We start from the raw sequence: 12,022 nt of genomic DNA on the forward strand, positions 1-12,022 counted from the left end.
ATGGAATGGGTGGGGAATATAGAGCGCTGATTGAGAGGGTTACAGGTTGGTGCCAGACATAAACAGGTGAATAACGGCCACCGCACAGTTGCACGTCAACGATGGCCGCCGGGCTACTGGATCAGAACGTCCAGGTCACCAGGGTTTCAAACAGGCTCGATACCTTGTCGTCGCCGTAGACCTGCTTGGCGCCGTCGCCCGGCTTGGCCACGCCATACACTGCGCTCAAGGTCACCGCCGGGGTAACGGTCCAGTTTGCATAGAGGTCCAGTTCCTTGGCGAAATCGCGGCTGGTTACCCCGTCCGGCTTCTTGTCAAACTCAAACCTGTATCCCATCACGCCAACGTTCAGGTCCTGGCGTGGGTTCACGGCCAGCCTGAGCATGTCAATATCGACGTTACTGTTGAACAGCATGTACTCACCGACGATCTCGCCCTGATACCAGGTGCCATACTCCCCGCCATAACCGTAGGTCATCGGATCGTAGGTTTGCGAGTACTGGGTGCGGCGATAGGTCAGCGTTGGCGTCCAAGGCACGTCGGTAAAGGCATAGTTGGCCTGGGCATACCAGCCCCGCGCGGACTTGTTGGTATCACCGCCCTTTTGCCAGGAGTATTCCCCCGCCAGGCTGAATTGCGGCACAGCGGCAAAAGGTGTGCCTTTAGCTCGCACGTCGTAGACATCAAGGCCATCACGGGAGGGGTTGTCGGCGTCCAGCGTATGGTAATACGTGGCGCCAAGCGTGCCCCAGGTGTCACGCCATTCCAGGTTGGCACCGCGCAAACGCAGGCGCTCGTGGTAGTTAAGGTAATCAGTGTCGGCCCTGGCGGTCAGGTCGAACAGGTCGGCGTGCACCTTGCCGGTGTTCAACTGGGCGATAAGGGTGTTGCTGAAGGAGGTCCGCGGTCCGATCCAGACGGCCGCGTCCCGCCCCTGATCAGCATGGCCGTCGCCGATCAAAAAGCCGGTGTCGATCATGAATGTCTGTTTGCCGGCGCTCAGGGTAATCGCGTCCTTGCCCAGTGAGGGGAACAGATCACCGCTCTTCCAACCGACGAATGCAGTTTCCAGGCTGACGGATTCCGGGTTGTCGCGGCTGATACCCAAGGCATCGGTATCGCCGCGGGTCATGGCGCCGACCGCCGAGACCCCACCGAAGAAGGTGCCATAGGCGGTTTGCGGTCCAGTGATTTTCAACCCAGGGAGCACGAAGCCTTCAAAGCGGCTGGAGCTACGGTCGACCGCCAGGCCGATGCCGCTGGTGCGACCACCGAAAGCCTGATTCTTGTCGTAGAGATAGGCCGCGCCCACCGTCACGCTGGGCTCGATCAGCACGTCACCGATCTTGAAACTATCCAGTGCAAAACCCGAACTGGCGTAAAATGCACCGACCCCGGCGACGATGACACCTGCTGACAATTTCATTAATTGCTCTCCCCCTTCTGCATGATCTGGACTGCAACCGATGCTGGCCGCTTGCGTCCGATTGTCGGGGCTGGAGAGAACGCGCTGAAGGCGCAAACAGGTCAAAAAGGGGGATCGTTGAAGACACATCCTGCGTCAGCTCAGTTTTTGATCTGCGAGCGATATTGCGACGGCGTGCATCCGCTCCAGCGCTGGAATGCGCGGCGAAACGCCGCCGGTTCACTGAAGCCCAGGGTATCGGCGATCCGCGCGACGGGCACCTGGCGCAGCAGCAACTCCTGAGCCCGCTGGTAGCGCGCCTCGCACAACAACTGGTTGAAGCTGGTACCGGCAGCGCGCAAGTGGCGTTGTAACGTCTTGCTGGAGCAGGCCATGGACGTCGCGACATTGCTTAACGACGGCGTGGTATTGAAACCGGCGCAGATGGCCGATTTGACGCTGGCGAGAAAATCCCGCGGGCTTTCAAGGTGGGATTTAAGCACCAGGCAATGGGCTTTCATCTCGTTGTGCGCGGTCGGGTTGGCGCATGGCAAAGGCTGGTCCAGCCAGGCGGCATCGAATGACAGGCTGGTGGGCCGCGACACATCGAAACTCACGGGGCAGTTGAAGTACGGCAAGTAAGACGCACGCTCCGGGTCACACGCGAAGCCGATATTGATCGCCGCCAACGGCAACGGCTGGTAGAGCAGATCGGCCATGACGCTTTGCACGGCGGTCAGCGCGAATTCGATGGCCAGCCAGCGTAGCTCGTCTTCGATATCGAAGGTCGCATCAATGTTCAGCCAGGCGACGCCCTTGTCCTGCTCCAGACGCAATTCGTAGCCGGTACCCAGCGGCAAGGGGTACTCCAAAAACAGCTCAAGGGCTGAACGCAGGTCGCGGCTGGACAACAGGGTAAACCCGAACACCCCATAGGCGGCCAGCCGGCATCGATGTCCCAGTTCCAGCCCCAGGTGCCGGGCTTGGGTCAAATGCTGGGCATTGCGCAGAATCACGCACTCCTGATCCACCGAGATCAGTCTGTCGCCCGTACGCAAGTCATCGGCGGCCAATTGGGTGCCGCGCAGCAGACTCTCGGTCGCATGCCCCGATTCGGCGACGAAGGCATTGATCAACGCAATAAAGTGCAAGGTTGCCAAGCGGTCGATGTACTGATCAGAAGTAGCCATGATGCCCACGCGCGAGTCCGATTCGGACCCGAGCATAAAGCGCCGGCCGAAGGTCCAACAGGTGAGCAGTGACCTAAAAACGGGGAGTGACGGCCGACCGGGATCAGCCAGCGCGAATCATCATCAGCCACATGGCTAACATGGTATCGAGGGTGTCTTGCCAGTTATCGGTCAGCGCATCGGTGTGCTTGTGGTAGAACAGAACGCCTTCGATCTGCGATGCGATCAGTACCGCAAACACTTTGGCACGAGCCTCGGCAAGCTGCGGATTGACCTCCTGGATAAGTTTGGTCAGCATCCGACAGAACGTCTCGTAGATGACCTTCAAGTGCTCGCCGATGGCTTGATCGTGTTCGGCCAGGGCCCAGCTCTGGAACGAAAATGACGCAATCCAGGGATCGCGCGCCGCTTCCATATCCTGCTTGATCACGTCCATCAGCCGCTCTTCGGCAGGCCGCGACGTGTCGCCAGCGATGCCGACGAACTGGGTCACGAACACTTCGATCTTGGCGCGGATCACCGACAGCAGCAGATTTTCGGTTGTGCCGCAGTAGTGCTGGAGATTGCTCAGGCTGATGCCCAACTCACTGGCGACCCGACGGGCAGAAAACTGCGCATAGCCATCGCGCACGAAGATCGTCGCCGCGGTGTCGATAATATCCTCTATGCGTTGCACCCGTTTTTTTTCACGAGGGCTGGCAGTACGCTCGAACAGCGATTGCGCTCGCGAAAATTCACTCAACATTGATGTACTCCAAAGCACAAGCCTGTGACACAGAATGCCTGCCGCAGCGCAGAGGGCGCAACCCTGCGGCCATACCTACAGTGGGAGCGCCCCATCATGATTGCTCGGAGTGTACTGAACCGGGCAAACCAGGGTCAATCGACCTAATTCCAGGACGAATGACCCGGTCGGCCAACTGCCCGCATCTACAGGTCCTGGCGCCCGATACGGCGATAGGATTCGGGCTTGGCGGTCCTCAGGTATATCGCCAGCAGCATGCCGACGATCGGTATCGCCCATATGCCCACCTGCATGAACACAGCGGCGTCGCCGCTGATACCCACCAGGGTCTCGAAGTTGATCACAGCGAGGCAGAACACATAGCCCAGGCCCAGCGCTGCAGCCACTGGCGCGACGAACGTGCGCAGCCGCGAGACCTTTGCCGGCGTCGGTTTGCGCAGGAAGTACATCGCAATCGCTACGCTGGTGATCAGCATCAGGCTCAGATAACCATAGGCACCGACTCCTGATTGATGCGCATACAGCGTCGCGGGATCGGCACCGTTGAAAATGAACGGGACTTCGAGCAAGGCGACGACGATGGTCGCTACCAGAGAGCCGATGTACGGGGATTTGTTGCGTGGATGTACTTTGGCCAGCACCTTGGGCAGTGCGCCGTCGATGCCCAAGGAATACAGGTAGCGCGACATGATGTTTTGCATGCACAGCAGGCCGGCGAAGATCGACGTGACCACCAAAACCGCCGCCAGGTTGACGCCGAATTGCCCGACATATTTACCCATCGCGTCCGGGAACATGCCGACGGTGTTGTTGGTGGCGACTTCAACCGCGTGGCTAACGCCATATGCCGTCACCATTACCCAGGCAGACGCTGCGAAGAACAATCCGATCAGCGCAACCACCAGGCCGGTCGCCCGTGGAATGGTTCGTTCCGGATTCCTGGTTTCTTCACGGAATACCGCAGTGGCTTCAAAACCGTTGAAGCACAGCACGGCGAACAACATGGCCAGGCCGAACTGGCCGCCGGTCAACGCGTGCCATGTGAACGGCTCCACCGAGCGCCCTTCCGGCCCGCCATTGATCAGCACCGCGATGTCGAACACCGAGATCACCACCAGTTCGATGACCATCGCGACGACCAGCAGGTGCGACGACACTTCGAGTTTCAGATAGCCGCAGTATCCGACGATTGCCCAGATGACGATGGCGTACCAGTACCACTCGATCACCGGCCCGCCCAATGTACTCGCCACCAGGGTCGAGGCCGAGACGCCGAAGAAGGTGTAGGTGCAGGCGGACATCATCAAGTAGGTGAATATCGCCAAAAATGCAGAGCCCAAACCAGCGACCCGGCCCAGACCGGCAGTGATGTAAGCGTAATAGGCACCTGGATTGGGCAACAAGCGGCTCATGGCGGTGAACCCGGCGGCGAAGACCCCCACCAGCACCAGCCCTGACAAATAGACTGCCGGGGCGCCAATGCCGCCGAACATGACAATGATGGAGATGTACCCAGCCACGGTCACCAGCGGCGCCGCGAACGCCAATACGGCGCCCATCAGCCGGAAAAGTCCCATGTCCCCTTCAAGGCCCGAGCTGATCAGCTCGACGGCACGATGGCCATCCAGCGGCGCGCCGGCACCGGGGGTAAATACTTGACTGATATGCTCGGTGGCAACTATGGACACACCGTCTGGCTGGACATTGGAGAGATTATTTGTCGTGCTCACGGGATAGCCCTTCTGTATGACCCTGAGAGATAGCGTCAGACGCAACGTTTGAACACATCGGGGCCGACACGCGGCACCGGACCGAGCCCTGCAATCAGAACCTCGTGGGCACTAAAAGTAGGGGCCGGCGGCAGCGTCAAACAGGTTTCTGTGGGTCATTTAAGGGGATCGAAAATCCGGTCGGGAAATGCACTTTCAGCGGCGTAGATCATTGCGTGAAATGCCGGACCCCGCGCAAAAAGATGCACATGCCTATTCGCGACATGAACGACACGCAGGGGATGAAAAATTGACTTAGGTCAATCGACCATGTTTTATAGGTCGCACGACCTGATCGATACAAGATCAGGCAAGGCGCCATCTGTCGACCTAGCGCATCGCTTTGCTCGCTGCATCTGCAGCATCGTTACGATCCCCGGCCTGCCAAGACCGCGTTACCTGCAACGTTTCAACCGGAGCCTCTACTGCGCTCTGCTTTGGAACGACTTGGCTAGCCGATGAGGGCCGTACAATGGTGTCAGTGCAAGCGTCACCCATTACTCCTGAAGACCGCGTTTTCTCCACTGTCGAACTTCAAGCGCTGTTAGCCATCCACGGCAACGAGCCTTCGTTCGTGGCGCAGCTTCTTGCACTTCATGGCCTGCAAGTCGACACAATCGACGACCCCGCCACGCGCCTGTCGCTGAGCCAGTGGCTGGGAACACTGAGCAGCTGCTGCTACGACCGCCAGGACCCTCTTCTGGCCCTGCGTGTGGGACAACAGATGCACCTGACAGCCTACGGCATGCTCGGCTTCAGCCTGCTCAGTTGCCCCTCGCTGCCTGACGCACTGGACATCGCCAATCACTTCGGACTGTTGGCCAACCTCAAGCATCAATTGCACCTGGAAGTGGACGGCGAGGTCGCCCACCTGTACCTGCGAGAGACATTCACCTTGCTGGGCATCGACAAATACTTCTCCACATTGCTGGAGAGCGCGAAGATCCTGACCCTGCTCGGCGACATGCTCGGTCATGGCTTCAAGGCCCAGGCACTGCGCCTTAACTTCAATGCCGAAGCAGGCGATGCCCAGGCCATCTCCCGGGCGCTGGGTGTGCCGGTACAGGTCAACTGCCTGGACAACTGCATCAGCTTCAGTCGCCACTACGTCGACCAGCCCTTGCCCCAGTCGCACGCCATCACTCACCAATCGTGCAAGGCCCTGTGCAGCGCGCAGTTGCGCGAGCTCAGCCAGCGCTATGATCTTTGCTACCAGATCCAGAAGATGCTGTTGGCCTCGCCGGATCGCATTCCGCCATTGCCTGAAGTCGCCTCACGGCTACACCTGTCGCCGCGTACCTTACGGCGCAAGCTCGAAGCGGTGGGCAGCTCCTATAACCTGATTCTTGAGGACGTACGCAAGAAGCTCGCCATCCGCTACCTGCTGGACACGCCGCTGACCACCGAGGCGATTTCCGAGAAACTCAGCTACAGCGACGCCGCCAACTTTCGTCACGCATTCAAGCGCTGGACCGGTACCGCGCCCCGCGCTTTCCGCTCGCAAAACCGCGAGATCGCCTGGAGCATGCCACCGGCCTTCGCTCTGCCTGGCGCCAGCGGCGGCGCGATGGCCCGCGCTCACGCCTGAGCCCTGCAAACGGCCTCAGCAATCGGGGCCTTTGGGGGCTAATGCCCGTAGCCTTGCCCCGTAAGCCCAGCCTGCAGCCCCGGTACTAACCTTCGTAATCAACTCCCGCCATACAAAACAAAGGCGCTCATCAGAACGCCTTGGGGTGTTGCTATCCGTAGTCGCCTAAAGCCCTACCTTTACCTTCTTCTCAGCCAGTTGCACGACATTGCGGTAACCGCCGCGATAACTGGTGGCGATCACCAGGCGCATCAAAACGTAGTACGCAACGATGCAGATCAACAACGTGGGGATCGATGCACCGACGTACCGGAACGTCGGACCGACCTGCAGCGACAGCGGATCGAACAGCATCAGATAGACCCCCACGCCGAGAACGATGATCAGCATGGCTACCCAATTGATCCCGCCCCAGAACCAGTAGGCGCTCTGGTTGTCCTTGACAAACAGGTGTGCCGGCAACAACACCTGACGGCGCAACAGCAGGTAATCGGTGAGCATCACCGCAGCAATGCCGACGAACATGGCGCTGTTGTAGGCCAGCCAGTTCATCACATGGCCTATCAGCCATTGAGTGTTGAACGCCACCACCAGACCTGGCAGCAGCAGGACGGCGATGATCAGCTCCCAGCGCATTCTGGCAAAGAAGCGCACTTGCTGCACTGACACCCCGGCAAAGTAAAAGAAGCTGATCAACGTGCCCAGATTAGCCAGTAATAACAAGGAGACAATGACCGTACCCAAGCCATTGCCCGCGGTCTTGACCACCCACTCGGCAGGTTCGGTGGAACCGGTAGCGATGGCCGCCAGGGCACCGACTGCCGAGGTGAACCCTGCGCCAATGACCCCGGCGCCGAGCAAAGAGGGGGTAATGACATGCCGGCGTTTGTGGATCAGCCGGGCGATGCCGCCGAAGAACGGCACGCTGGTCATGGCGTTGGACGCTCCAAATTCGACGCCATAGGCTAACTGCAGCAATGGGTCGGAGGTATAGGCCAGCTTGGGATCGACATTGGTGTGCAACAGGGCGGTCAGGTCCACATCACGGGTGATCAGGTACAGCAGCACGCCAGCAATGATCAGGATCGCGGGCGAGGTGTAGCGCGTCAGCAAGGCGATCATCGCCGGGCCTTTCTTCAGCAGGATCCACACCAACCCCAGCATCGCCACTGAAACCGCAGCGACGAAGCCGTTATCGATCTCGCCCCCGGGATTGAAGAGGATCTGCTGCAGCCGGCCAGCGGCCTGCCCGGTCATGGCAATCAGTACAAAGGACCAGCCCAGGGTGGTGATCAGGATCAAGGCCAGCAATAGCGACGAACCGCGGGTGCCCATCGAACTTTTCGCCGCATCCACCGGGTCAACGCCGTGGCGGTAGCTGATCAGCCCCGAGGCCAGATACACCGGCGCCAAGCCGACGACCAAGCCGATCAGATAACCCAGGATGCCGATGCTGGTATTGCCGATATAGGCAATGGAGGCGCCGAACAAGTAATTGAAACTGGCCGCGCCGATAGCGACGCAGGCTGCCACAAGCGTGCCGAATCCTTTGTAGAGGCGATCTTGCCCCTGAATCGGCAGCCGCCCAGCCAGGGCCTCACGGGCGCTGACCGCGCGCTCGCTGGTATCCGAATGACTCATATCACCCCCTCTAACCGTTGAAAAAGCCTGCAACAATTATGAGTGAGCAATGCCCGGCAAACAGGTGCGCCGAGGTCAATTTCAGGGTTAATCGGGAGGAAAAGTACCGATGTCAGCGCTTGAGCATCTCAAAGACCGTCACCGCCATTACGCCGTAGCCGACATTGTTGAGATGCATCAGCCGCGAGGTCATGCATTGCGTCAGCTGACGTAGAGGCCCAGCAGAGCCCAGAGCAGCACACCGGCGAAGAGCCAACTGGCCGCTGACACAAGGATCGAACGACTGGGCTGGCTGGTCTCGTCGCTTGCATTTTCGGCAGAGCCAAGCGCGACCAGGCTTTTCACCAGGTCCAGGTCAAGATCACCAAGGGAATCGTCAATCAAAAAGCAATGGTCGCCCAACAGATGAAAGCGGGTTGCATCACGCATTCGGTACTCCTGAAACTGAACGAGGCAGGGTTTCTAGGGAATCGTTATTGTTTTCGGACGTTGGCGCGTGCGGTTGCAACGCAGCCCATCCACGGCCCGATTATGACCGGGCCACGAATCCTCAACAGGTGCGCAGCGGTCATCCTCACGTTTATCGAGGACGAAAAACCTCATAAGCTGCCGGCAGCTCATCCGCTTCATGGCCCGTGCTCGCGGCCTGATCCACGTAACGGGTAAACAGCCCCAGCAGACTGTGTTCGATACCGGCATTCTTTGCCCGCGCCTGCAGCGACTGCACGCCCAGTAAATGCACATGGATCGAGGCTTCGTTGCCCGAATAATCCCGCCGTTCGATGGCATCGATAGTGCGCTGCCAGGTGCTCTCGATAACCGGTTTGAACGCTTGCAGGGCGGTGGCGAAATCCTTGATGTCCAGATGCTCGGCCTGAAGCATCGCTGCGCTCTGCATCAGCGAGAACGTGTTGCCGTAGTACATGGTCAGCAGGGTGCCGTCGAGCACGTTGGCCGCGCCGGGCTTTTCCCCGACGTAGGTCATGCGACCACCCAGCAACAGCATCTCTTCGCTGCAGCTGTCCCACACCGCCCTGGCCCCCGAGACAAGCAGCATGCATTCGGGCTTACCGACCTTGGTCGGATAATCCATGATGGCGCCATCCAGATAATTCAGGCCTATCTCCGCCGCCCAAAGGGCACCCGCCAGGGCCTGTTTGGCGTCGCCGGTGGTGAACTGCACCAGGGTCTTGCCCTTGAGCAATGGCGCGATGCCGTCCCGCAGAAACAGGGCATCACTGCTGGCGTAATCGGACAGGCAGACGATGATCAACGATGAGGCCTTGAGCGCCTCGACGAAACTGGCCTGCGCTGCCGCACCCTGGGCAACCAAGGGCTCTGCCTTGGCAATCGAGCGGTTCCATACGGTGACCTGCAGACCGGCACCGATGAAAGGTGGCACCAGCGCCGCGCCCATTTGCCCAAGTCCGATGAATGTCACGTTCGAATGTGTCATGCCGGGTATCCCTTCAAGTGGTGTGCATCGGGTGGTATGCGTCGCCGTCAGTGCGCCGGCTTGCCCAGACTTTAGGCAGCCCCCAGCCCGGACAAAAGGTGAATTTGGGCCAACAACATGACCCTGGCGGGACACCCGCCGTTTCGAACGGATGGCTGGCGAGCTGGCCGCATGTCCTTGCTAACTTGGCCCCTTCTCACCTGTTGGCGCTCGGTTTGCCCCCCCTAAGATGAGCGCACAGGCAAAAGCGATGGCACATGCCACAGGCATTCATTTCATCTATTGAGAGAGAGCGAGCGATGGCTATCATCAAAGCGGACCACATCATGTTGAACGACCCGGCGCACGTCCGGTTGGCACATAACCCGAAATACGGTCACGGTTCGGCTTTCATCCACGGCACTTATGTGGACATCGACAACGCCGCCATCCCGATATCCGATCTGGGCTTCACCCAGGCCGATGCCTGTTACGACGTCGTCAGCGTGAGCAAGGGTTATCTGTTCCGCCTTGAAGATCACCTCGAACGCTTCGAAGGTGCCTGCCGCAAGTTCCAGTTGACCAACCCCTACAGCAAAGCCGAAACCATCGAAATCCTCGAGAACCTGATCAAGCAGGCCGGCGCGAAAGAGGCGTATGTATGGTGGGCAGTAACCCGTGGCTTCATGCCCGACGGCGACGACAGGACCAACCCTGCCGCTTATGAAAACCGCTTCTATGCGTTCGTGGTGCCTTACGTGTTCATCTGCGACGACGAACAAAGGGCCCGCGGTATCGACGTGCTGGTCAGCAAGGATTACATCCGAATCCCACCGAAAGCGGTTGACCCTACGGCCAAGAACTTCCATTGGATGGACCTTAAGCTGTCGCTGTTCGAAGCCCGCGCCGCGAAGAAGGAATGGTCGGTGCTGTGCGACGCCGACGGCTATCTGACCGAAGCGCCCGGCTCGAACATTTTCCTGATCAAGGACGGTGCGCTGTACACCCCTGATTCGGGTTGTCTGGAAGGCATCACCCGCAAGACCACCCTGGAGCTGGCCAAAGAGCTGGGCCTGCCGCTGCACGTCGAGCGCGTCCACGTCGAGCAGCTGCTTAATGCCGACGAGGCCTTCCTGACCTCCACCGCCGGTGGCGTCATGCCGATCAACAGCGTGGATGACCGCGTGCTGGGCGGCACGGCGGGCCCGGGCGAACTGACCAGCCAATTGCACAACCTGTACTGGACCAAGCGTTGGGACGGCTGGTTGGGTTCAGCGGTGGACTTCGATACGCCCGCCAACGTCTGATTCAAGCAGCCCAAGGTGGTGGCCCTGAAGGTCGCCGCCCCACCCGCAGAGGAATGTCCATGTCCCAAGCTAATCCTTCCGTCAGCGTCCTGGGCCTGGGTGCCATGGGCGGCGTGCTCGCCCAGACGCTGGTGCAATCCGGTTGTGCGGTCACCGTGTGGAATCGCAGCCCCGAACGCGCTGCGTCCTTGGTGCAAGCCGGCGCCACCCTGGCCAGGGATGTACCGTCGGCGCTGCTGGCCAGCGACCTAATCATCATCTGCATGATCGACAAGGCGGCGTCCGAAGCCCTTCTGCAGAGCCTGGAGTCCACCTTCGACCTGGGTGGCAGGACGCTGGTTAACATGAGCACAGGTACCGTCACCGATGTCGAACGGCTCGCGTGCTGGAGCGAAGAACACAATGCCCAATACCTGGATGGCGGCATCCTGTGTTACCCCAAGGACATCGGCGCTGCCCACACTGCGATTCTTTATTCCGGTCATCTGCACGCCTGGCAGCAGCACCAGCAGACGTTGACGCTCCTTGGCGGCAACCCGCGCTACCTGGGCTGCGACCCGAAAGCCTGTACCCCTGCCTATCTGGCGCTTTACGCCTTTTATTTCGGCGCGTTCGCCGCCTGGCTCGAAGGTGCCGTGCTGGCCTCCTCCGCTGGTGTGTCGGTGGACGCCTTCAAAACGCTGTCGTCAATCATGACCGACATGCTAGTGGACGGTATCGACACCGCTGCCGCGCGCATTAGCGCTGGCGAATACGGAGGTGAACAAGCCTCGGTGGATGTCCACGTCGCTGGCCAGGAAGTCGTCCTGGATGCCTTGCTAAGCGCCGGGGTCCCCCACGCCAGCACCGACGCCTACCTGAGCTACTGCCGCCTGGCCCAGACTGCCGGCATGGGCAATCAGGACATCGCCGCCGTTTATAAAGCCATGCAACCTTGAATAA

The 12,022-nt window shown here is 59.8% G+C and carries 10 protein-coding genes; 3 read left to right on the forward strand and 7 right to left on the reverse strand.

The window, feature by feature from the left end:
- Positions 1-121: 121 nt before the first annotated feature.
- The 4 genes from B3I26_RS00835 to B3I26_RS00850 all read right to left on the reverse strand — a co-directional run bounded on the left by B3I26_RS00835 (position 122) and on the right by B3I26_RS00850 (position 5,070).
- Positions 122-1,426: an alginate export family protein gene (locus tag B3I26_RS00835; protein ID WP_296254278.1), complete on the reverse strand. Its 1,305-nt coding sequence runs from the start codon at positions 1,424-1,426 to the stop codon at positions 122-124.
- Positions 1,427-1,566: 140 nt separating this feature from the next.
- Positions 1,567-2,595: an AraC family transcriptional regulator gene (locus B3I26_RS00840; RefSeq protein ID WP_296254279.1), complete on the reverse strand. Its 1,029-nt coding sequence runs from the start codon at positions 2,593-2,595 to the stop codon at positions 1,567-1,569.
- 103 nt (positions 2,596-2,698) lie between these two features.
- Positions 2,699-3,340: a TetR/AcrR family transcriptional regulator gene (locus B3I26_RS00845; protein WP_296254280.1), complete on the reverse strand. Its 642-nt coding sequence runs from the start codon at positions 3,338-3,340 to the stop codon at positions 2,699-2,701.
- Between the two features lie 185 nt (positions 3,341-3,525).
- Entirely contained in the window at positions 3,526-5,070 is a 1,545-nt protein-coding gene (locus B3I26_RS00850; RefSeq protein WP_296254281.1) for an APC family permease, read from the reverse strand.
- 511 nt (positions 5,071-5,581) lie between these two features.
- Between B3I26_RS00850 and B3I26_RS00855 the strand changes: the two genes are divergently transcribed.
- Positions 5,582-6,697 carry an AraC family transcriptional regulator gene (locus B3I26_RS00855; RefSeq protein WP_296254282.1) on the forward strand — a complete coding sequence of 372 codons (1,116 nt, stop codon included), beginning with the start codon at positions 5,582-5,584 and terminating at the stop codon, positions 6,695-6,697.
- A 165-nt stretch (positions 6,698-6,862) separates the two neighbouring features.
- Here B3I26_RS00855 and B3I26_RS00860 read toward each other — a convergent pair whose 3' ends face one another.
- The 3 genes from B3I26_RS00860 to B3I26_RS00870 form a co-directional block, all read right to left on the reverse strand.
- The gene (locus B3I26_RS00860) at positions 6,863-8,338 is read right to left on the reverse strand and encodes a cytosine permease (protein ID WP_296254283.1); all 1,476 of its coding nucleotides are present in this window, start codon (positions 8,336-8,338) and stop codon (positions 6,863-6,865) included.
- A 201-nt stretch (positions 8,339-8,539) separates the two neighbouring features.
- Complete coding sequence (locus B3I26_RS00865) at positions 8,540-8,767, reverse strand: hypothetical protein (RefSeq protein ID WP_296254284.1); 228 nt, start codon at positions 8,765-8,767, stop codon at positions 8,540-8,542.
- Between the two features lie 151 nt (positions 8,768-8,918).
- A complete protein-coding gene (locus B3I26_RS00870) occupies positions 8,919-9,794 on the reverse strand; it encodes an NAD(P)-dependent oxidoreductase (protein ID WP_296254285.1) in 876 nt (291 codons plus the stop codon).
- A 299-nt stretch (positions 9,795-10,093) separates the two neighbouring features.
- On the opposite strand from B3I26_RS00870, the gene B3I26_RS00875 reads away from it, so the two are divergent.
- Both B3I26_RS00875 and B3I26_RS00880 read left to right on the forward strand, forming a co-directional pair.
- Positions 10,094-11,080, forward strand: coding sequence for an aminotransferase class IV (locus tag B3I26_RS00875; RefSeq protein ID WP_296254286.1), 987 nt, complete (start codon positions 10,094-10,096; stop codon positions 11,078-11,080).
- 59 nt (positions 11,081-11,139) lie between these two features.
- The gene (locus B3I26_RS00880) at positions 11,140-12,018 is read left to right on the forward strand and encodes an NAD(P)-dependent oxidoreductase (RefSeq protein ID WP_296254287.1); all 879 of its coding nucleotides are present in this window, start codon (positions 11,140-11,142) and stop codon (positions 12,016-12,018) included.
- Positions 12,019-12,022 lie beyond the last annotated feature (4 nt).

This window comes from Pseudomonas sp. UBA5706, assembly GCF_002419965.1.
Lineage (GTDB): Bacteria > Pseudomonadota > Gammaproteobacteria > Pseudomonadales > Pseudomonadaceae > Aquipseudomonas.